The following is a 20,985-nucleotide window of genomic DNA, read 5'->3' as shown; positions in this document are numbered from 1 at the left end:
GCTAGGCTCTTGGCAGACCGTCGCGGTCCGTGGGCGCGAGCCGCGGCGTACAGAGAAGAAGGAAACCCGAATGACCATCCAGCAGATAGCCCCCCTCTACACCGCCGTCGCCACCGCGGAGAACGGCCGTGACGGCCGCGTCTCCACCGACGACGGGCAGCTCGACGTCGTCGTCAACCCGCCCAAGGAGATGGGCGGCAGCGGCGCCGGCACGAACCCGGAGCAGCTCTTCGCCGCCGGCTACAGCGCCTGCTTCCAGGGTGCGCTCGGCGTCGTCGCGCGCCGGGAGAAGGCCGACATCTCCGGCTCGACCGTGACCGCCAAGGTCAGCATCGGCAAGACCGACGGCGGTGGCTTCGGCCTCGCGGTCGAACTGACGGCCTCCATCCCGAACGTGGACGCGGCCACCGCGCAGGACCTCCTGGAGAAGGCGCACCAGGTGTGCCCGTACTCCAACGCCACCCGCGGCAACATCAAGGTCGAGCTGTCCGTCGTCTGACCGACGGCACGACCGCCCCGTACGTACGGCAGGGCCGCACCCCGAGAGAGGGGTGCGGCCCTTCGCGTTCCGACGGTTCGCCGTACGCGGGCGACGCCGTGTGTACGCGGCCCGAACGCGCCTCCTAGGGAAGGCGGTTCAGCAGCGCCCTGCCCACCTGGGCGAACGAGCCCTTCGGGTGGTCGCGGAAGAGCGGCTCGGTGCCGAACAGCGTGACCGGCGCGCCCGCCGCCGACGTACCGCTCACGATCGCCGCCTGTCCCGCCGCGGCCTGGGGATCGCCGGCGCCCTCGTCGTCCGCGCGCCAGTGGCCCGAGACGAGCGGGTTGCCGCCGCCGTACGACTGCTCCGTACGGACGCCCTTGCCGAGCCCGGTGAACCAGATCGGCGAGTAGACGAACGAGTGGGGCTGTGTGCCGCCGGTGACCGGGCCCGGCGTGTTGACCACCCGCACCACGCCGTTGGCGTTCCCCTCGCCCCGTACCGCTGTCGCCGTCAGCAGCGCGGCCTCGGCGTTGAACGCCGCGCCGCCGGAGCCGAGCGCCACCACGGGCGCCCCGCCGGCGAGAAACGTAACCAGCGCGGCGCGAGCGGTCTCGTTGAGCGCCCCGTGGCTCAGCCCCGTCGACACGTACAGCGCGTCGGCCTTCGACCAGTCGAAGCCCGCGTTCGCCGTCGCCGTCGAGACGGGCAGCACCTCGAAGCCCATCTCGCGCAGCGCGAACAGCTCGCCCGCGTTCACGGCCGCGGCGACCGTCGTACGGCGCAGCGCCGCGACGCCCTTGTCCTTCGTGGCCGTGAAGACGACGCCGTACCGGTCGGCCAGGATCTCGGCCTTCTTGCGGGCCGACGACGGCACGATCGCCGCGCCGTCCGCCGTCCTGCGTACCTTCACGCCCTGCGCGAGCAGGGAGTTGACAGCGGCGAACTCCTTCGGGTCGTCCAGCCGCAGCTTCAGGTCGCCGCTCCGGGCCACCGAGCCCACCGGGGAGGCCGCGTTCACGGTCCGCCCGGAGAAGTCCAGGCCGCCCCGCTGGACCTTGGTGACGTTCGCGCCCCACAGCAGCCCGAGGCTCCAGCCCGAGATGTCGTACATCGACGACACGTCGGCGCTGATGTCGCGGCCCTCGTCGAGGATGACGTTGGCGATACCGCGCTTGGCCTGCTCCATGTCGACCACGTACGAACCGGCCGGGTAGTCGCGGCCCGCCACCTTGAAGCTCTTACGGGCCTGCTCGACCTTCACGTCGTTGGCGATGAGGTGGTCGACGAGCCGGGCGGCGGCCGACGCCGACCGCTGGCCGGGGCCCGCCGGGATCACGTACGCGCGCGGGAAGTCGGTCGTGTAGATGTCCTCCGGACCGATGCCGGGCACACCGGGCACCGTCTCCTCGGAGATGATCCGCTGCTTCTCGCCCGCGACGCCGCGCCGGAACGTCTCGATCTGGTCGGCGATCAGCGTCTCGCGGTTCTCCCGCGCGAAGTCGAGCGTGGAGCGCATCGCGGCGCCCGCGACGTCCGTGTTGATCTTCGACCTGCGGCGCAGCTCCTCGACGGGGAGGTTGTTGTAGTCGTTGTTGTTGACCCGCATCGGTATCTCGATGGTGTGCGAGGCGACCGCGCCCTGGAAGGCCATGTACTGCGGCGTGAAGATGGGCGGCCAGTCGTCCCAGCCCTCCTCCTGGTCCCGGAAGGGGATGACGGGCGGCTGGACGCCGTCCTTCTCGGCCGTGTAGCCGAGGTCGTTGACCGCCTCCTCCATACCGAGGGCGTTGGCGTAGGAGTTCTTGAGGAACAGGTCGTACTCGTAGTTCTCGCCGTGCGGCGGCGTCGTCGGCTCGATGAGCGTGCCGTTGACGTACCCGTGGAGGTCGAGCATGACCGCGGGCTGCTTGTCGACGGCTATCTGCCGGATCGCGCGCGCCTCCGGCTGCGAGGCGGTGATGAAGTCACGGTTGAGGTCGATGCCGTTGCCGTTTGCGCGGGTTCCCGCTATTCGGCCGTCCGGGTTGGCCGTGACGTTGAGATGGATCCGGCTCGTGGCGAGCAGCTTATTCGTACGGCTGTCCTTGGCCTTCGCCAGCTCCTCGATGAGCTTCAGGGCCGCGTCGGTGCCCTCCCACTCATTGCCGTGGATGTTGTTGTTGATGAAGACGGGAGTCTTGTAACTCTCCTTGATGCGCCGGTCCTTGGCGGCCGACGCGGGGGAGTTCTCGATGCGCTCGCGCATCCCTTCCTGCTCGGCGGCCTCCTTCGCGCTCTCCGGCGCCGTGACTGTGACGAGGTACAGGTCGTGCCCGGCGGCCGACCGGCCGGCGACCTCGACGCTCACCCGATTGCCCAGCTCCTGAAGGGCGTTGAGGCGCGGGGCGAGCGAGTGGTACGGCGCCAGGCCCAGTTTGATGGCCTTGTCGGCCGGGTTCTCGGGCAGCGTGTCGAGGACGGTGCGGCGCGGGTAGCCGCCGTCCTCGCGCAGCCCGAGGGACGTCGTGCCCACCGAGGAGAGAGCGGCGGCGCCGGCCGACGGCAGTGCGGGCGACGCCACGCGGCTGTCCGTGGTGCCGCCGTCCCGCACCGGGTGCGACGGCCGGGCGCCGTCGGCGCCGGGAGCGGCGGTCGCGGGAAGGGGCGAGAGCATCAGCGCCGCGGTGGCGGTGGCGGTGGCGAGCAGGACGGGTCTGGGCATCCCCATGCGGATGTACCTCCGGGTCGTGCGGCGGCGATCGTTCGGTTCAATAGGCAGGTCATACCGGTTGAACGTGTCAACAACAAGGGGTGTTCGCGGCCTCGTTCGTCCCACGTGCCTCATGGAACTCGTCGGGAACCGCTCCGAAACAGCCCTGGAACAAGGCCGATAGGGTGGCTGTATGCGTGATCTCGGTGTGGGCTTCGGCTACTTGGTGAAGGGCCAGCGCTGGGTCGGCGCGCACGGCAGATGGCTGGGCTTCGGGCTGCTGCCCGGCCTGGTGACCCTTGTGCTGTACGCGGCGGCGCTCGTCGGCCTGCTCTACGGCGCCGACGATCTGACGGCCTGGGCGACGCCCTTCGCGGACGACTGGTCCTCGCCGTGGCAGGGGCTGTTCCGCGGTTTCCTCACCGTGCTGTTCTTCGCGCTCGCCCTGTTCCTGGCCGTGATCACCTTCACGGCCGTGACACTGCTGGTCGGGCAGCCCTTCTACGAATCGCTCTCCGAGGCCGTGGACCGCTCGGAAGGCGGTGACGTACCCGAGTCGGGACTGCCGCTCTGGCGCGAGCTGTGGGTCTCCGCGCGGGACAGCCTGCGGATCCTGGGACGGGTGGTGCTGTACGCCGTCCTGCTCTTCGCCCTCGGGTTCATCCCCGTCATCGGCCAGACCGTCGTCCCCGTGCTGGGCTTCTGCGTCTCCGGCTTCTTCCTCTGCGAGGAGCTCACCGCCGTCGCGATGCAGCGGCGCGGCATCGAACTGAAGCAACGGCTCCCGCTGTTGCGAAGCCGCCGACTGCTCACGCTGGGCTTCGGCGTCCCGTTGACGCTCGCCTTCCTGGTCCCGTTCGTCGCGGTGTTCCTGATGCCGGGCGCGGTGGCGGGAGCGACGCTGATGGCCCGCGAACTGACGGGTGCGGGTGCGGGTTCCGGGTCCGGTCCCGGGGACCCTGGTTCACCCCCGACCGGGGGTACGGCTCCGGCGCCCGACCGCTCGGGCCCCGCGTCGGACGTCCCGCGCGACTGGTGAACGCGGTCGGTTGGCCGGGTTGCGCGGCTCGGGGGGCCGCGCTTGTCGTCAATCGCCGGACGGGCCGCATGCGCGGCCCGTCCGGCGGGCATTCCAAACCCGTCCGGCGATTGAGGACGAACCGGCCCACCGGGCGGATCCGGTGAACCGAGCCCGCCCCCGCCCTACGACTCCTCCACCGCCACCCGCACGATCGTCCGCAGCTGCGCCGTGATGTCCAGCCTGTTCTGTACGAAGACCGGGTCCGACACCGTCCCGGTCGCCGGGTCGGTGTTGCCCGGACCGAATTCGAGCACCGGCGTATGGACATGGCCGCCCGGGATCTCCAGCCCGAGCCGGTCGCGCAGCAGTGTCGCCCGGTAGGCGATCTCGTTCGACAGATAGTCCCCGCCGCCACCGGCGCGGGCCGCCGAGCCGGACGTCGGTCCGTCCGGCCGTACGACGGGCGCGGTGCCGCCCGCCGGGATCTCGGTGACCGACGTGTTGTCGTACACCGGGAAGCGCCCGGTGCCGGCCGCCACGATGTCCGCGTAGGGGAGCGTGGTCCGCGTCCACTGCGGCTGCGTCGCCGGGTCCTTCACCGGTACGAGCCCGGTCTCGGACAGGTTCTCGTTGTCCCCGAAGCCGCCGCGCCAGGCACCGTTGTACCTCTCGACGTCGATACGCCCCACCCGCCCCTGACTGACCGTCACGAAAAGGTCGGCGCGCGGCAGCGTACGGCGCAGGGCGCGTTCGACCGTACCGTCGGCGAAGTCCCCCCAGCGGACCGGGAACACGGCGGTCTCGACGCGCGCCGGCCCGTCGGCCGTACGGATCACGGTGCCGTCCAGCGCGAGCGCGACGGCTCCGGACGGATTGCTGATGCGGATGTCCCTGTCGAGCGTGAACGGGTCGAAGCCGGTCACCACGATCCGCTTGACGCCCTTCGCCCGGTCGCTCTCCCGCGCCCGGTCGCCGCCGCCGAAGGCCATCGAGTCCTGGCCGCGCGACGCGCTCTCCAGCCGCTCCAGGAGACGTACGCCCGCCGCCTCCGAGAGGCCCGAGTCCGCGTGCCACGCGCGCAGTTCGCGGGTCATGGCCAGCCGCGCCCAGTACAGCGGCCGGTCGTCGTCCCGGCTCAGCTCACCGCCCGCCGGGCCCCGGCCCTGCGCCCGGTCCACCGCCCGCTGCCAGAGCCGTTCGCCATGCCGTACGGCGGCGCGCTCGGCCTGCGCGTAGGAGCCGGCGCCGCGCAGTGACTTCGCGAACTCCGGCGCGACCTGGTCGAAGCCGCTGTCGTCGAGTATTTGGCGCGGTACGGCCCCGTCGAGACGCCGTTCCTCGACGGTGACCGCCGGGGCGGCGGCAGCCGGCCCGGCGGCGGTGGCACCTGGCGGAGGCGCCACGGCGACCAGAGCGGCCGATGCGAGCAGGACGAGACCAAGCCTGGCCGGCCGGACGCGCGGCCGGCCCGCGGTGTTGCTGTTGGTGCGCACGAGTCTCACGGGAGTCCTTCCTTCGGGTGGCGGAAGTATCACCTCCGCACCCCACGGATGGCTACGGCGCCTGAACACCCGCCCCGGAACTACCGTTCCGGCCCCTCCGCCCCACCCCGCAGCAGCGTCACGAATGCCCGGAACGCCGCCGGCATGTCCACCTCCTCCGGCGCGAGCAGCCACTGGTACTGGAGCCCGTCCATCACGGCCACCAGCAGCGGGGCCGTCTGTTCGGGCGTGAGGCCGCTCGGCAGCCGGTCGCCGAACTCGTCGCGCAGCACGCCCGCCATGTTGCGCCGCACCTGGACATAGCGGCGGGTGAAGAACTCCCCGGCCGGGTGATCCTCCGTCACACTCTCGCCGAGCAGCGCCGAGAAGGTCTGCACGATGCCGGGCCGCATCGCGTTGTAGTCGACCATCGAAGTCAGCAGCTCAAGACGCCAGCCGTCCGCGCCCCGGCTGCCGCCCCCGGTGTCCCACTGGTCGCGCTCGTCCATGACGGCGAGGAGCAGCGCCTCCTTCGTGGGGAAGTAGTGGAGGAGCCCCTGCTGGGTGAGGCCCACCCGCTCGGCCACCGCGCCCAGCGTCGTGCCGCGGTAGCCGCGTTCGGCGATCACCTCGATGGTGGCGCGGAGAATCTCCGCCCGCCGCTCCATGCTTCTGGCCCTCGCCATCCCACCGGTCCTCATCTCTCGCACCTGTCCGCTCACCGGCCGTCGTCTCCGGACCGTACATGAGTAACAAAAAGATAACGAAGCCTACTCGGCTACAGAATTTCGGGTCACCATGTAACCGTCCGCACGAACGCGGGGCACTGACGAGGAGGTACCGCCGTGACCGGCGCACCCATCACTCCGGCCGACCAGACACGCGAAGCGGCCGTCGACGCGGCGCTCGGCAAGCTGGATCTGGACGACAAGGCGCGGCTGCTGGCAGGGCAGGACAACTGGTCGCTGCCCGCGCTCCCGCAGATCGGGCTGGCCTCCCTCGTCATGTCCGACGGCCCGATCGGTGTCCGGGGTGTGCGCTGGACCGCCGACGACCCGTCGGTCGCGCTCCCGTCGCCCACCGCGCTCGCCGCCACCTGGGACCCCGAGCTGGCCCGCAGGGCAGGCCGGTTGCTCGCCCAGGAGGCCCGCCGCAAGGGTGTGCACGTCCTGCTCGCGCCGACCGTCAACCTCCACCGGTCCCCGCTCGGCGGACGCCACTTCGAGGCGTACAGCGAAGACCCGTACCTCACCGGCGAGATCGGCACCGGCTATGTCCTCGGCGTCCAGGACGGCGGCGTCGGCACGACCGTCAAGCACTTCGTCGCCAACGACGCCGAGACCGACCGCTTCACCGTCGACAACGTCGTCGCCCCGCGCCCGCTGCGCGAGCTCTACCTCGCTCCGTTCGAGGCCATCGTCAAGAACGCCCACCCCTGGGGCATCATGGCCGCCTACAACCAGGTCAACGGCCAGTCGATGACCGAGCACCGCCATCTCCAGAAGGAAGTCCTGCGCGGCGAGTGGGGATTCGACGGCTACATCGTCTCCGACTGGCTGGCCGCCCGCTCCACCACCGGCGCGATCCTCGGCGGCCTCGACGTCGCGATGCCGGGCCCCAAGACCGTCTACGGCCCCGCGCTCGCCGCCGCCGTCCGGGCCGGCGAGGTGGAGGAGTCCCTCGTCGACGACGCCGTACGCAACGTGCTGAGGCTCGCCGCCCGCACCGGCGCCCTCGACGACGCGCCCGCCGTCGTCCTCGCGTCCGCACTGCCCGCGCCCCTCGACGGGGACGCGCTGGCCCGCGAGGTCGCCCGCCGCTCCTTCGTCCTCGTACGCAACGAGGTACGCGACGGGCAGCCCGCCCTGCCGCTCGACCCGGCCAGGACCCGCACGGTGGCCCTCAGCGGCGCCGCCGCCCGCGACGCCCGGATCCTCGGCGGCGGCTCGGCCCATGTCTTCCCGCCGCACACCGTCTCGCCGCTCGACGGCCTCACCGCCGCCCTGCCCGACGGCGCTCTCAGCTACAGCGTCGGCGCCGACCCCAGCGACCAACTCGCCGTCGCCGGCAAGGGATTCACCCTGCGAGCGGTCTGCCGCGCCGCCGACGGACGCGAGCTGGGCACCACCGACCTCCCTTCCGGCATGGTCCAGTGGGTCGGCGTCGACCTGCCCGACGGCGTCACGTACGACGAACTGCACACCGTCGAGTTCACCGGCACCTTCACCCCGCGCGAGAGCGGCGACCACACCTTCGGCACCCGCGGCATCGGCCCCCTCGTCCTGACCGTCGACGGGGAGAAGGTCTGGGAGGGCGAGGAAGGGCTCGGGACAAGCACCGACCCGTTCAACGCGTTCTTCGGCGAACGCCTGGAGCGTGCCCGCGTCACCCTCATCGAAGGCCAGACCGTCGAGGTGTCGCTGCACCTGACCGTGCCCCGGCTGCCCGGAGCCCCGATGGACGCGGTCGCCTTCTCGCTGCTCCACCTCGGCCCGCGCCGCGACCCCGACGACCTGATCGCCGAGGCCGTCGAGGCCGCCAGGGCCGCGGACACCGCCGTCGTCGTGGTCGCCACCACCACGGCCGTCGAGTCCGAGGGCTTCGACCGTACGAGCCTGGAGCTGCCCGGCCACCAGAACGCGCTCGTCGCGGCCGTCGCCGCCGTCAACCCGAACACCGTCGTGGTCGTCAACACCGGCTCACCGGTCGAGATGCCGTGGCGCGACGCGGTGGCCGCCGTACTGCTCAGCTGGTTCCCCGGCCAGGAGGGCGGCGCCGCGCTCGCCGACGTCCTCACCGGCGCCGAGGAGCCCGGCGGCCGGCTCACCACCACCTGGCCGGTCGCCCTGGCCGACGTCCCCGTCACGGACACCACCCCCGACGCGGGTCAACTGCGCTACACCGAAGGCGTGTTCATCGGCTACCGCGCCTGGGAGCGGGCCGGCGCCACCCCCGCGTACCCCTTCGGCCACGGACTCGGCTACACCGACTGGGAGTACGAGACCCTGCACGCCACCACCGAGCGGGCCACCGTACGGCTGCGCAACACCGGCGCGCGCCCCGGCCGCGAGACCGTCCAGATCTATCTCGCGCCCGTCCCCGGCGGTGCGCCCGACGCGCCCGAGCGCCCGGTCCGCTGGCTGGCCGGATTCGCCTCGGCCGAGGCGGGTCCCGGCGGGAGCGTCGAGGTGACGGTCCCGCTCAGGGCCCGCGCCTTCGAGATCTGGGACGAGAACGAGAACGGCTGGACGGCCGTCCCCGGCGCGTACGAGATCCAGGCGGGCCGCTCGCTCTCCGACCGCAGGCTGAGCGCCACCGTCCAGCGCTGAACGCCGGACGCTTCAGGGCGTCGGTTCTCCAGTGCCGGACGGGCCCATGGCCCGTCCGGCCGAGAACCCGTACGTCGTGGCCGAGGTGAACACCTCACCCGGCCGCAGCGCCGTGCTCGGGAAGTCGGGCCGGTTCGGCGAATCCGGGAAGTGCTGGGTCTCCAGAGCGATGCCCTCGCCGGGCCGGAAAGGACCCGCGTCGAAGTGGTCACCGGTGTACAGCTGCATGCCCGGTTCGGTCGTGGTCACCGTCAACATCCGCCCCGACGCGGGGTCGTACAGCTCCGCCGCGACCGAACTCCCGGAACTCCCCTGATCCAGAACGAAGTTGTCGTCGTACCCCGACCCCACCTTGCGCGGCTCACGGAAGTCGAAACGGGTCCCCGCGACCGGCTCGGGCGGCCCCGTCGGCACCGAGTCTCCGTCCAGCGGCGTGATATGACCGGCGGCGATCCGCAGCACATGCCCACCGGCGCCGCCGCTGCCCGCGCCGCTCAGATTCCAGTAGGAGTGATTCGTCAGATTCACCACCGTCGGCGCGTCCGTCACAGCCCGGTAGCCGATCCGCAGCGCCCCGTCGGCCTCCAGCGCGTACGTCGCGGAGACCTCCAGCCGGCCCGGGAAGCCCTCCTCGCCGTCCGGGCTCACCAGCGACAGCCGTACGCCGTGCCCCTCCGCCGCCGGCTCCGCGTCCCACACGCGCTTGTCGAAGCCGCGCTCACCGCCGTGCAGACAGTTGGGCCCGTTGTTGCGCGGCAGCCGGTAGGTCCGCCCGTCGAGCGTGAACGTCCCGCCCGCGACGCGGTTCGCGTACCGGCCGATCAGCGCCCCGAAGTAGGGCGACGGGCAGTCGACGTAGCCCGCGACGTCATCGAAACCGAGCACCACGTTCGCGAGGGCGCCCTCGCTGTCCGGCACCTCGACGGACTGGAGGATCCCGCCGTAGGTGAGCACCTTCACCCGCACACCGGCCCGCTCCAGGACCCAGCGGTGGACCGGGGTCCCGTCGGGCGCAGCCCCGACGCGCTCGGGCGTCCGGCCGGGGCCCGACGGCTCGGTCCCGGGAATGTCGTTCGCGGTCACATCGGTCCCGGTCGGCTCGTCCACGGTCGCCGACCCTACGCCGGGGGATCGGCCGCGACGACGTTGCGGTAGGCGATGTCCGCCAGCTTCCCCTGGCCGTTCTTGCTGGGATGGAACCAGTCCCACGCGCTCAACTGATCGCCGGTGAAGCGGTAGTCGAAGACCGCCCCGCCGTCGTAGCGGCAGCGCGGATCCTTCGCGCACACGTCCTTGAGCACCGTGTTGTACGCCACCACCCGCGCCTGCACCGTGGAGCGCCGCTTCTGCGCCGCGGCGTCCATGTCCTGCGAGTCGCCCAGCATCGACGAGCAGATCCCCAGCTTCCATATCTGCCGGCCCAGCGGGTTCTCCCGGCCCTCGGACCAGAGCCGCTTGAGATCGGGCACGCTCGCCACGTACACCTGCGTCTTGGGCGCCCGCGCGCGCAGCAGGCGCATCGACTCCTCGAACGACGCGCGGAACTCCTCCACCGGCGTCATCAGCGCCACCTCGTCCTTGCAGGCGTCGTTGGCGCCCATCATGACCGTGACCAGATCCGGCTTGTGCGCCGCGGCCTTTGTCATCTGCTGGGCCAGATCGCCGAGGGTGGCACCCGTGCGCGCGTAGTTCCAGCTGTTCTCCGCGACGGCCGGTTTGCCGAGCAGCCGCAGCGCGAGGCTGCGCACCGTGTCGTCCGAGCCGGTCGACCAGGACACCTCGGGGCAGTCGCTCAGCACCCCGCAGGCGTCGAAGCCGCGTGTGATGGAGTCGCCGACGGCCGCGATCGAGGTGGGACTGCGGTCCCAGACCGGCTTCGGCGGGGGCTGGCTCGTCTTCGCCTTCGTCCAGTCCGGGTCGGTGCCGTCCGAGGACGTGCACCCCGCCAGCGCGACGACGCCGACCAGCAGCCCGGCACAGGAGGCCGCGACACTCGCGTACGGTTTCCGGCGGCGGGGGCCGTGACCACCCCGGCGTCGCCCGGCACGTCCTTGAGGGCTCTCCTGCATGCTGTGAACCCTCCGCGTGGGCGTCGTCATGCGTACGGCGGCGTCCTGGCGAGTGAAAGCTTCGCGTATATCGCGCCTGTGACCGACAGTACGGCACCCCCGTGCCCCCCGCGCAAGGTAGCTTTCAGGCGTCGAACCAGAGTCAACCGCGCCCCCCACGGCTCCGGTAAGTTGCATCCCGTCACATGCTGCCCGTTTTGCGGGGTTTCACTCTCGATGCTGTTTACTGAGGCCGCTGGGAAAGGCGAACCTCGTCCCACACTGGAGGTCCCGGTGACCACACGTGGTGTTCTGTACGTGCACTCCGCGCCACGCGCGATGTGCCCCCACGTCGAATGGGCGGTGGCGGGCGTCCTCGGCGTGCGCGTCCAGCTCGACTGGATCAGGCAGCCCGCATCGCCCGGCACCTGGCGGTCCGAGTTCTCCTGGCGGGGCGAGGCCGGCACCGCGTCCAAGCTCGCTTCCGCGCTGCGCGGCTGGCAGATGCTGCGCTTCGAGGTGACCGCCGAGCCCAGCCCCACGGCCGAGGGCGAGCGCTACAGCGCCACGCCCGAGCTGGGCATCTTTCACGCCGTCACCGGTATGCACGGCGACATCCTGGTCCCCGAGGACCGGCTGCGCGCCGCTCTCGCCCGGTCACTGAGCGGTGAGACCCAGCTGGAGGCCGAGGTCGCGAAGCTGCTCGGCAAGCCGTGGGACGACGAACTGGAGCCCTTCCGGTACGCCGGCGAGGGCGCCCCCGTGCGCTGGCTGCACCAGGTCGTCTGAGCCGGACCGTACACGGGCGCACACCGGACGGCGGGGCCCCGGGACGGACCGCGCCGCCGCCTTCTACGGTGGACACATGGCTGATCAACTCGAAGTAGCAGTTCTCGGCACGGGCATCATGGGCGCGGCGATGGCCCGAAATCTCTGCCGGACCGGACACGCGGTGAGGGTCTGGAACCGTACCCGCGCGAAGGCGGAGCCGCTCGCGGCCGACGGGGCGCGGATCGCGGACACCCCGGCGGACGCCGTACGCGGCGCGGACATCGTCCTCACGATCCTGTACGACGGCGCCGCCGCCCTGGAGACGATGACGGAGGCGACCCCGGGGCTTCGGCCCGGCATGATCTGGCTCCAGTCGTCGACGGCGGGCCTGGACGGACTCGTCCCGCTCGCCGAACTGGCCGCCGCGCACGAACTGGTCTTCTTCGACTCGCCCGTGCTGGGCACCAGGGCGCCCGCCGAGCAGGGGAGGCTCACCGTCCTCGCCGCGGGCCCGCAGGACGCGCGTGACACCGTCACGCCCGTTCTGGAGGCCGTCGGGAGCCGCACCCTCTGGGTGGGCGACGACGGCGTGTCCGGGGCGGCGACCCGGCTCAAGCTCGTCTGCAACAGCTGGGTCCTGGCCGTCACCAACGGGGCGGCCGAGGCCATGGCCCTGTCGAAGGGGCTCGGCGTCGACCCGCGGGCGTTCCTCGACGTCATGAGCGGCGGCACCCTCGACTGCGGCTACCTCCACATCAAGGCGTCGGCGATCCTCGACGAGGACTACACCCCGAACTTCGGTCTCGCCACGGCCGCCAAGGACGCCCGCCTCATCGTGCAGGCGGCGGAGGCGGAAGGCGTCCGGGTGGACGTCGCCGAGGCGGGCGCGAACCGCTTCGCCCGCGCCCAGGCCCAGGGGCACGGCGACAAGGACATGGCGGCGACGTACTTCGCGAGCTTCGGGGACTGACGGCCGACACGCCCCACGGCCGACACGCCGGAGGCCCGGCTCCCGTGGAGGACGGGGAGCCGGGCCTCCGGCATGTCGGGGTCGGGGTGGATCAGACCGAGCGGAACGCCAGCACCACGTTGTGGCCACCGAAGCCGAACGAGTTGTTGATCGCCGAGATCGTGCCCTCGGGCAGCGCCCGTGCCTCGCCGCGCACGACGTCCGCGTCGACCTCCTCGTCCAGTTCGTCGATGTTGATCGTCGGCGGGGCCAGCCGGTGGTGCAGCGCGAGCACCGTCGCCACGGTCTCGATACCGCCGGCGCCGCCCAGCAGATGGCCGGTCATCGACTTCGTACCGGAGACGGCGACATGGTCGAGGTCCTCGCCCAGGACCCTGCGCAGTGCCTTGATCTCCGCCACGTCACCCTGCGGCGTCGAGGTGGCGTGCGCGTTCAGGTGCACGATCTCCGACGGCTTCACGCCGGTGTTGTCGAGCAGGTTCCGCATCGCCGCCGCGACCCCGCGACCGGTCGGCTCCGGCTGCGCGATGTGGTGGCTGTCGGCGGACAGCCCCTGACCCAGCACCTCGCAGTAGACGCGCGCGCCGCGCGCCTCCGCGTGCTCGGCGGACTCCAGGACCACGACTCCCGCGCCCTCGCCGAGGACGAAGCCGTCACGGGCCTTGTCGTACGGGCGGGACGCCTTCTCGGGCTGGTCGTTGTTCTTCGACATGGCCATCATGTTGGCGAACGCGGCGACCGGCAGCGGGTGGATCGCCGCCTCCGTGCCGCCCGCCACCACGACATCGGCGCGGCCGGTGCGGATCATCTCCACGGCGTAGCCGATGGCCTCGGCGCCCGACGCGCACGCGGAGACCGGAGTGTGCACGCCCGCCTGGGCGTTCACCTCCAGACCGACGTTGGCGGACGGCCCGTTCGGCATCAGCATCGGCACGGTGTGCGGGGAGACGCGGCGTACGCCCTTCTCCTTCAGCACGTCGTACTGGTCGAGAAGGGTGGTCACGCCGCCGATGCCGGAGGCGATGACCGTGCCGAGACGTTCGGGGGCGATGTTCTCGTCCTCGCCCGCCTTGGCCTTGTAGCCCGCGTCGGCCCACGCCTCACGGGCCGCGATCAGTGCGAACTGCGCGGAGCGGTCGAGCTTGCGGGCGAGCGGGCGGGGCAGCACGTCGGCCGGATCGACCGCGGCGAGCGCGGCGATCCGGACGGGCAGTTCGGCGAAGCGCTCGCTTTCGAGGGGCTTGACGCCCGAGCGGCCGGCGAGCAGGCCCTCCCAGGTCGATGCGCTGTCGCCACCCAGCGGTGTGGTCGCGCCGATACCGGTGACGACCACGGTGCGATTGGTCGGGCTCACTGGAATTCTTTCTCCACGTGTAGAGGGTGCGGAATTTGTACGGCGCCACCACCGGGTGGCGTCAGCCGCGCGACCTGGGTCAGACCTGGTGCTTCGCGATGTAGTCGGCGGCGTCGCCGACGGTCTTCAGGTTCTTGACGTCGTCGTCCGGGATCTTCACGTCGAAGCGCTCCTCGGCGGCGACGACGACCTCGACCATGGACAGCGAGTCGACGTCCAGGTCGTCGGTGAAGGACTTGTCCAGCTGGACGTCCTCGACCGGGATGCCGGCGATCTCGTTCACGATCTCCGCGAGACCGTTGACGATCTCTTCCTGAGTGGCGGCCATGTGGGCGCTCCTTCGATATTCAGCGTGGGCAGAGGGATTTGCACAAGCACGGTCCGGAAAGATCCGGTGTGCCTAGGGGAGGGTAACGACCGTCGCGGCGTACACGAGACCCGCCCCGAAGCCGATGACGAGCGCCGTGTCGCCGCTCTTCGCCTGACCGGTCGCCAGAAGCCGCTCCATCGCGAGCGGGATCGAGGCGGCCGACGTGTTGCCGGTGGTCTCCACGTCGCGGGCGACCGTGACGTGTTCAGGCAGCTTCAGAGTCTTCACCATCGAGTCGATGATCCGCATGTTGGCCTGGTGCGGAATGAAGACGTCCAGGTCGGCGGAGGTGATCCCGGCCGCGTCGAGGGCCTGTTGGGCGATCTTCGCCATCTCGAAGACGGCCCAGCGGAAGACCGCCTGGCCCTCCTGGGTGAGGGCGGGGAACCGCTCGACCGTTCCCTTGCGGTAGTCGTCCCACGGTACGGTCTGCATGATCGTGTTCGACTTGTCACCTTCGGAACCCCAGACCGTCGGACCGATCTGCGGCTCCTGCGCCGGGCCGACGACGACCGCGCCCGCGCCGTCGCCGAACAGGAAGGCCGTGGCGCGGTCTTCGAGGTCGGTCAGGTCCGACAGCCGCTCCACGCCGATGACCAGGACGTATTCCGCCGAGCCCTCGACGACCATGCCCTTGGCGAGCGTCAGCCCGTAACCGAAGCCCGCGCAGCCCGCCGAGATGTCGAACGCGGCCGGTTTGCCCGCGCCGATCCGGTAAGCGATCTCCGTCGCGACGGCCGGCGTCTGCTTGAAGTGCGAGACGGTCGACACGATCACGCCGCCGATCTGCTCCGGCGTGATCCCGGCGTCGGCGATGGCCTTGCCGGACGCCTCGATCGACATCATGGCGACGGTCTCCTCGTCGGAGGCCCAGTGCCGCGTCGCGATGCCGGAGCGGGAGCGGATCCACTCGTCGGACGAGTCGATCGTCTCCAGGATCACCTCGTTGGGCACCACGCGCGTCGGACGGTAACCGCCGACACCCATGATGCGGGCGTACGGGGCGCCCTGGCTGGGCCTGATCTTCGCCATGCTCTCTCGGGCTCCTTAGGCAGCGTGCTCGGCGACGATCTCGCGAGCCGCGTCGAGGTCGGCGGGGGTCTTGAGCGCGAGGGTCTTCACACCGGGCATGGCGCGCTTGGCGATGCCGGTCAATGTGCCGCCCGGGCACAGCTCGATCAGCGCCGTCACACCCTGCTCCGTGAACGTCTCCATGCACAGGTCCCAGCGGACCGGGTTGGCGACCTGGCCCACGAGTCGTGCGACGACCTCGGCCCCCATGCCCACAGTCTGCCCGTCCTTGTTGGACACATACGGCAAGGCGGGGTCTGACACGGCGAGCTTTCCGGCCGCTTCCGTCAGTTTCGCCACCGCGGGGGCCATGTGCTCGGTGTGGAAGGCGCCCGCGACCTTGAGAGGCACCACGCGGCGTACGCCCTCGGGCTTGTCCGCCGCCAGAGCCTCGATCTGCTCCAGGGTGCCCGCGGCCACGATCTGGCCCGCACCGTTCACGTTCGCCGGGGTCAGACCGAGCCTCTCCAGATGGGGCAGGGTCACCTCCGGGTCGCCGCCGAGCAGCGCCGCCATGCCGGTCGGCGTGATGGCCGCCGCCTCGGCCATGGCCAGACCGCGCGTACGGACGAAGCCCAGCGCGGCCTCCTCGCTCAGCACACCCGCGTACACGGCGGTGGTGATCTCGCCGACACTGTGCCCCGCGACCGCGCCCGCGCCGGCGGTGCCCGCCAGCAGGCCGCGCACGGCGTCGCCGGAGAGCAGACCCGCGGCGACCAGCAGCGGCTGGGCCACGGCGGTGTCACGGATCTCGTCCGCGTCGGCCTTCGTGCCGTAGTGGACCAGATCGAGGTCGATGGCGGCCGACCACGCCCGCAGCCGGTCTTCGGCGCCGGGCAGATCGAGCCAGGGAGTCAGGAAGCCGGGCGTCTGAGCGCCTTGGCCGGGAGCGACGAGTACGAGCACCCTCACACTCTCTCGTGCGGACGGCCTCCGCCGCCCGTGGGGACAAGGACGAAGAACCGTCGGGGTAATTGTTGGTGTCCAACAAAAGGTTACGAAGGCGATTCCCCGTCGGCCAGCCTCCCCAAGATCAACGCGATTCGCAGAGTGAAAGCGGAACGGACGTCGGACGGTGACCATCCGGTGACGTCGGTCACACGTCGAAGCCGGTAGCGCACGGTGTTGGGGTGCACGAACAGCATCCGGGCGGCGCCTTCGAGACTGCTCGCCTGCTCCAGATAAACACTCAGAGTTTCCAGCAGCGCCGAGCCCGCTTCTTCAAGCGGTCTGTAGATCTCCTCCACCAACTGCTCACGAGCGGCAGGATCCGAGGCGATCGCGCGCTCCGGCAGGAGATCGTCGGAGAGTACGGGACGCGGCGCGTCCTGCCAGGCCGAACACGCCTTGAGACCGGCTGCCGCCGCCTGCGCGGACCGCGTGGCCGCCAGCAGGTCGGGCACCACGGGGCCCGCCACCACCGGCCCGGCCGCGTACGGTCCGATCAGGGCTTTCGCGACCTGGAGCGGATTGTCGCTGCCGCCCGCGATGACGACCAGCCGGTCGCCGAGCACCCCGGTGAGGACCTGGAGCTTGGCGTGCCGCGCGGCCCGGCGGATCGCCTCGACGGTCAGCTCGCTGTCCCCGTCGGGCGCGGTGCCCAGCAGTACGCACACATGCTCGGGCGAGTTCCAGCCCAGCGCGGAGGCCCGCGACACGGCGCCCTCGTCGGCCTCGCCGGAGAGCACCGCGTTCACCACCAGCGACTCCAGCCGCGCGTCCCAGGCGCCGCGCGCCTCGGCGGCCTGCGCGTACACCTGGGCCGTGGCGAAGGCGATCTCCCGCGCGTACACGAGCAGCGCCTCGCGCAGCACCGACACATCGCCGGGCGCCGCGACCTCCTCGATCGCCGACTCCATGACCTCGATGGTGGTGCGCACCATCTCGACGGTCTGGCGCAGCGTGATCGCCCGGGTCAGCTCGCGCGGGGCGGTACCGAACACGTCGGTGGAGATGGCCTGCGGGGTCTCGGGGTGCCGGAACCACTCGGTGAAGGCCGCGATACCGGCCTGGGCCACCAGACCGATCCATGAACGGTTCTCCGGCGGCATCGCCCGGTACCACGGCAGCTTCTCGTCCATGCGGGCGATCGCGTTCGCGGCCAGCCTGCCTGCCGACTTCTCCAGTCGGCGCAGGGTCGCGGGATGCGGATGGGCTTCGTTCGAGGGTTCAGGCACGGGACAAGACTGCCTTATCAGGACGGCCGCGTGCCGGGCCGGGTCAGGGTCTGTCGTCTGGATCAGGCCGGATCAGGGAGCGGCACCAGGGACCGCGAGCCCGGCGAGATCCAGACGACAGGCCCTAACGTAGGCACCGTGATTTCCGTCCGGTACGCCGACGACCGCTATCCCGGCGGTGACCTGTCCGCCGGGATCGAGTCCTTCCACGCCTTCTCCTTCGGGGAGTTCTACGATCCCGACAACCTCCGGTTCGGCGCGGTGCTCGCCTGCAACGAGGAACGGCTCGCACCCGGCGCCGGGTTCGGTGAACACCCGCACAGCCACACGGAGATCGTCACCTGGGTCGTCGAGGGGGAACTCACCCACCGCGACTCCGCCGGGAACGCCACGCTGGTACGGCCCGGCGATGTGCAGCGGCTCAGCGCGGGCGGCGGCGTACGGCATGTGGAGCGCAACGACAGCGGGCAGCCGCTGGTCTTCGTCCAGATGTGGCTCGCCCCGCTCGCGCCCGGCGGCGCCCCTCGCTACGAGATCGTGCACGGCATCGCCGACTCCACGCCGTACGCGCTCCCCGAGGCGGGCGCGATGCTTCATGTGCGCCGGCTCCAGGACGGCGAGCGGACCGCGATCCCCGACGCGGCGTACGCGTATCTGCATGTGGTGCGGGGCCTGGTGGTCCTGGCGGGCGTGGAGTTGGGCCCCGGCGACTCGGCGCGTGTCACGGACTCCGCGAGCCTGGAGGTCACCGCGGAGGAGCCGGCCGAGGTGCTGATCTGGGAGCTGAGCCCGGACACGCCCTAGCTGTCCGACCGCAGCTCCGCCAGCGCCGCGTCCGTGAACGGTGGCCACGCGTCGATCGCCCACGGGCCGAAGTCCCGGTCGGTCAGCGCCACACACGCCGCCCCCGCGTCCGGGTCGACCCACAGGAACGTGCCCGACTGCCCGAAATGGCCGAAAGTACGCGGTGACGACGAACTCCCCGTCCAGTGCGGCGACTTGGAGTCCCTGATCTCGAAGCCCAGACCCCAGTCGTTGGGCTTCTGATGCCCGTAACCCGGCAGGATCCCCGACAGTCCCGGGTGGGCCACCGTCATCGCCTCAAGAACCGTACGGGGGTCGAGCAGCCGTGGCGCCTGGAGTTCGGCGGCGAACCGGATCAGGTCGTCGACCGTCGATACACCGTCCTTCGCGGGCGAGCCCTCCAGGGCGGTCGACGCCATGCCCAGAGGTTCGAGGACCGCCTGGCGCAGATACTCGGGGAACGGGATGTCCGTCGCCTTCGCGAGGTGCTCGCCGAGCGCCTCGAAGCCCGCGTTCGAGTACAGCCGCCGGGTGCCGGGCGGGGCCGTCACCCGGTGCTCGTCGTAGGCCAGCCCGCTGGTGTGCGAGAGAAGATGGCGGACGGTGGAGCCCTCAGGACCGGCCGGCTCGTCCAGCTCGACCGCCCCCTCCTCGTACGCCACGAGCACCGCGTACGCGGCGAGCGGCTTGGTCACCGACGCCAGCGGGAAACGGTGCGATGTCGGGCCGTACGACCCGCTCACCGTGCCGTCCGCGCGTACGACGGCTGTGGCGGCCGTCGGCACCGGCCAGTTCTCGATCATCGCCAGGCTCTGCATGGCCACGAGCGTAGACGGGCGGCTTCCACCGCCGGACCCCGGTAGGGGAGCTCGCGAAAATCGCCCCCCGGTCCCCTTGCTTCGAGTGCGCTCCAAGGTCCTACGTTGGAGGTATGACGCTGATCGAAAGCACCCCCGTCACGGCGGAGACCGAGGACATCTGTGTGACAGCCCCGTCGACCCATCCCCGCCCCGCCGGCGACGACCGGTACACGATCAGCGAAGTATCCGCCTTCACCGGCCTCACCGCGCACACCCTGCGCTGGTACGAGCGCATCGGACTCATGCCGCACGTCGACCGGTCGCACACCGGGCAGCGGCGCTTCAGCAACCGGGACCTCGACTGGCTCGCCCTCGTCGGCAAACTACGCCTCACCGGCATGCCGGTCGCCGACATGGTCCGCTACGCCGAGCTGGTCCGGGAGGGCGAGCACACCTTCGAACAGCGGCAGGAGCTGCTCCAGCAGACCAGGCGCGACGTGCGCTCACGGATAGCCGAACTCCAGGACACCCTCGCCGTACTCGACTACAAGATCGACTTCTACGCCGGTGCGCACCGCGCGTCGGAAAGGGCATCATGACCATTGAGAAGATCACCACCGTAACGCTCGGCACCGCCGGACCCACGGTCGGTGTCCAGGGCTTCGGTGCCATGGGCATCAGCGAGTTCTACGGCGACACGGACGAGACGGCCGCCCGGGACACCCTCGAAGCCACCGTCGAGGCGGGCGTCACCCTCATCGACACCGCCAACGTGTACGGACTCGGCGCCAACGAGACATTCCTCGCGCCGTTCGTCGCCGCCCACCGCGACGAGATCACCCTCGCCACCAAATTCGGCATCGAGCGCACCGACGACCCGAAGTACCGGGGTGTACGCAACGAACCCGGGTACATCAAACAGGCCGTCGAAGACTCCCTGCGGCGCCTCGGCGTCGACGTCATCGACCTCTACTACATGCACCGCCACGACCCCGCCGTGCCGTTCGCCGAGTCCGTCGGCGCGATGGCCGAACTCGTCGCCGAGGGCAAGATCAAATACCTCGGCCTGAGCGAGGTCACCGGCGCCGAACTGCGCGAGGCGCACTCCGTGCACCCCATCACCGCGCTCCAGTCCGAGTGGTCGCTGTTCTCCCGCGACGTCGAGACGAGCGCCGCGGCCGCCGCCGCCGAACTGGGCGTCGCTCTCGTGCCGTACTCACCGCTCGGACGCGGCTTCCTGACCGGCTCGTTCACCCGGGCCGACACGGAACTCCAGAGCGAGGACTTCCGGCGCGGCATGCCCCGCTTCACCGGCGAGAACGCGGGCCGCAACGCCGCGCTCCTCGAACCCGTCCGCACCGTCGCGGCGGCCCACGCGGCGACCGCCGGGCAGATCGCGCTCGCCTGGGTGCAGCAGCGGGCCCAGGTGCACGGTCTGACCGTCGTACCGATCCCCGGCACCCGCAAGCGCTCGCGCCTGCTGGAGAACGCCGCCGCCACCCGCATCACCCTCACCCCCGAGGACCTGGCGCTCCTGGAGCCGATCGCCGGGCAGGTCACCGGCGACCGCTACGCCGACATGTCCGCGACGTCCGCCGCCCGCGAGTAGCCCCGTC

19 protein-coding genes are annotated in these 20,985 nt (G+C 71.2%); 8 read left to right on the top strand and 11 right to left on the bottom strand.

Features of this window, described 5'->3' with window-relative positions:
• Positions 1–70 precede the first annotated feature (70 nt).
• Positions 71–499: an organic hydroperoxide resistance protein gene (locus tag ACIBBB_RS09210; RefSeq protein ID WP_398980371.1), complete on the top strand. Its 429-nt coding sequence runs from the start codon at positions 71–73 to the stop codon at positions 497–499.
• Positions 500–623: 124 nt separating this feature from the next.
• Here the strand turns inward: ACIBBB_RS09210 and ACIBBB_RS09205 are convergent, their stop codons facing one another.
• The gene (locus ACIBBB_RS09205) at positions 624–3,191 is read right to left on the bottom strand and encodes a M14 family zinc carboxypeptidase (protein ID WP_398980370.1); all 2,568 of its coding nucleotides are present in this window, start codon (positions 3,189–3,191) and stop codon (positions 624–626) included.
• 175 nt (positions 3,192–3,366) lie between these two features.
• On the opposite strand from ACIBBB_RS09205, the gene ACIBBB_RS09200 reads away from it, so the two are divergent.
• Positions 3,367–4,212, top strand: a complete 846-nt coding sequence (locus ACIBBB_RS09200) for an EI24 domain-containing protein (protein WP_398980369.1) — start codon at positions 3,367–3,369, stop codon at positions 4,210–4,212.
• A gap of 164 nt (positions 4,213–4,376) precedes the next feature.
• Here ACIBBB_RS09200 and ACIBBB_RS09195 read toward each other — a convergent pair whose 3' ends face one another.
• Both ACIBBB_RS09195 and ACIBBB_RS09190 read right to left on the bottom strand, forming a co-directional pair.
• Positions 4,377–5,696 carry a pyroglutamyl peptidase gene (locus ACIBBB_RS09195; protein WP_398980368.1) on the bottom strand — a complete coding sequence of 440 codons (1,320 nt, stop codon included), beginning with the start codon at positions 5,694–5,696 and terminating at the stop codon, positions 4,377–4,379.
• A gap of 80 nt (positions 5,697–5,776) precedes the next feature.
• Positions 5,777–6,361, bottom strand: coding sequence for a TetR/AcrR family transcriptional regulator (locus ACIBBB_RS09190; RefSeq protein WP_398980367.1), 585 nt, complete (start codon positions 6,359–6,361; stop codon positions 5,777–5,779).
• Positions 6,362–6,520: 159 nt separating this feature from the next.
• On the opposite strand from ACIBBB_RS09190, the gene ACIBBB_RS09185 reads away from it, so the two are divergent.
• Positions 6,521–9,004, top strand: coding sequence for a glycoside hydrolase family 3 protein (locus ACIBBB_RS09185; protein WP_398980366.1), 2,484 nt, complete (start codon positions 6,521–6,523; stop codon positions 9,002–9,004).
• 12 nt (positions 9,005–9,016) lie between these two features.
• Here the strand turns inward: ACIBBB_RS09185 and ACIBBB_RS09180 are convergent, their stop codons facing one another.
• The gene (locus tag ACIBBB_RS09180) at positions 9,017–10,072 is read right to left on the bottom strand and encodes an aldose epimerase family protein (RefSeq protein WP_398980765.1); all 1,056 of its coding nucleotides are present in this window, start codon (positions 10,070–10,072) and stop codon (positions 9,017–9,019) included.
• 50 nt (positions 10,073–10,122) lie between these two features.
• Positions 10,123–11,073: an SGNH/GDSL hydrolase family protein gene (locus ACIBBB_RS09175; protein ID WP_398980365.1), complete on the bottom strand. Its 951-nt coding sequence runs from the start codon at positions 11,071–11,073 to the stop codon at positions 10,123–10,125.
• Between the two features lie 273 nt (positions 11,074–11,346).
• On the opposite strand from ACIBBB_RS09175, the gene ACIBBB_RS09170 reads away from it, so the two are divergent.
• A complete protein-coding gene (locus tag ACIBBB_RS09170) occupies positions 11,347–11,841 on the top strand; it encodes a DUF3145 domain-containing protein (protein ID WP_383647788.1) in 495 nt (164 codons plus the stop codon).
• Positions 11,842–11,917: 76 nt separating this feature from the next.
• Positions 11,918–12,793, top strand: a complete 876-nt coding sequence (locus ACIBBB_RS09165; RefSeq protein ID WP_398980364.1) for an NAD(P)-dependent oxidoreductase — start codon at positions 11,918–11,920, stop codon at positions 12,791–12,793.
• 91 nt (positions 12,794–12,884) lie between these two features.
• Here ACIBBB_RS09165 and fabF read toward each other — a convergent pair whose 3' ends face one another.
• From fabF to ACIBBB_RS09140, 5 genes are all read right to left on the bottom strand, one after another.
• Positions 12,885–14,147, bottom strand: coding sequence for a beta-ketoacyl-ACP synthase II (fabF, locus tag ACIBBB_RS09160; protein ID WP_398980363.1), 1,263 nt, complete (start codon positions 14,145–14,147; stop codon positions 12,885–12,887).
• A 79-nt stretch (positions 14,148–14,226) separates the two neighbouring features.
• Positions 14,227–14,475 carry an acyl carrier protein gene (locus tag ACIBBB_RS09155; protein ID WP_189108190.1) on the bottom strand — a complete coding sequence of 83 codons (249 nt, stop codon included), beginning with the start codon at positions 14,473–14,475 and terminating at the stop codon, positions 14,227–14,229.
• A gap of 72 nt (positions 14,476–14,547) precedes the next feature.
• Positions 14,548–15,549 carry a ketoacyl-ACP synthase III gene (locus ACIBBB_RS09150; protein WP_398980362.1) on the bottom strand — a complete coding sequence of 334 codons (1,002 nt, stop codon included), beginning with the start codon at positions 15,547–15,549 and terminating at the stop codon, positions 14,548–14,550.
• A gap of 15 nt (positions 15,550–15,564) precedes the next feature.
• A complete protein-coding gene (locus ACIBBB_RS09145; protein WP_398980361.1) occupies positions 15,565–16,494 on the bottom strand; it encodes an ACP S-malonyltransferase in 930 nt (309 codons plus the stop codon).
• 89 nt (positions 16,495–16,583) lie between these two features.
• The gene (locus tag ACIBBB_RS09140) at positions 16,584–17,765 is read right to left on the bottom strand and encodes a CdaR family transcriptional regulator (RefSeq protein WP_189108187.1); all 1,182 of its coding nucleotides are present in this window, start codon (positions 17,763–17,765) and stop codon (positions 16,584–16,586) included.
• A 141-nt stretch (positions 17,766–17,906) separates the two neighbouring features.
• On the opposite strand from ACIBBB_RS09140, the gene ACIBBB_RS09135 reads away from it, so the two are divergent.
• Positions 17,907–18,569 carry a pirin family protein gene (locus tag ACIBBB_RS09135; protein ID WP_398980764.1) on the top strand — a complete coding sequence of 221 codons (663 nt, stop codon included), beginning with the start codon at positions 17,907–17,909 and terminating at the stop codon, positions 18,567–18,569.
• On the opposite strand, the gene ACIBBB_RS09130 is transcribed toward ACIBBB_RS09135, so the two are convergent.
• Positions 18,566–19,387, bottom strand: coding sequence for a serine hydrolase domain-containing protein (locus ACIBBB_RS09130; protein ID WP_398980360.1), 822 nt, complete (start codon positions 19,385–19,387; stop codon positions 18,566–18,568). The genes ACIBBB_RS09135 and ACIBBB_RS09130 overlap by 4 nt on opposite strands.
• A gap of 113 nt (positions 19,388–19,500) precedes the next feature.
• On the opposite strand from ACIBBB_RS09130, the gene ACIBBB_RS09125 reads away from it, so the two are divergent.
• A complete protein-coding gene (locus ACIBBB_RS09125) occupies positions 19,501–19,968 on the top strand; it encodes a MerR family transcriptional regulator (protein ID WP_398980359.1) in 468 nt (155 codons plus the stop codon).
• Positions 19,965–20,978: an aldo/keto reductase gene (locus ACIBBB_RS09120; RefSeq protein WP_398980358.1), complete on the top strand. Its 1,014-nt coding sequence runs from the start codon at positions 19,965–19,967 to the stop codon at positions 20,976–20,978. Before ACIBBB_RS09125 ends, ACIBBB_RS09120 begins: the two co-directional genes overlap by 4 nt.
• The last annotated feature ends 7 nt before the right edge of the window (positions 20,979–20,985 follow it).

The organism is Streptomyces sp. NPDC051217, from assembly GCF_044455465.1.
GTDB lineage: Bacteria > Actinomycetota > Actinomycetes > Streptomycetales > Streptomycetaceae > Streptomyces.
This window is presented reverse-complemented; position numbering and strand designations above follow the sequence as displayed.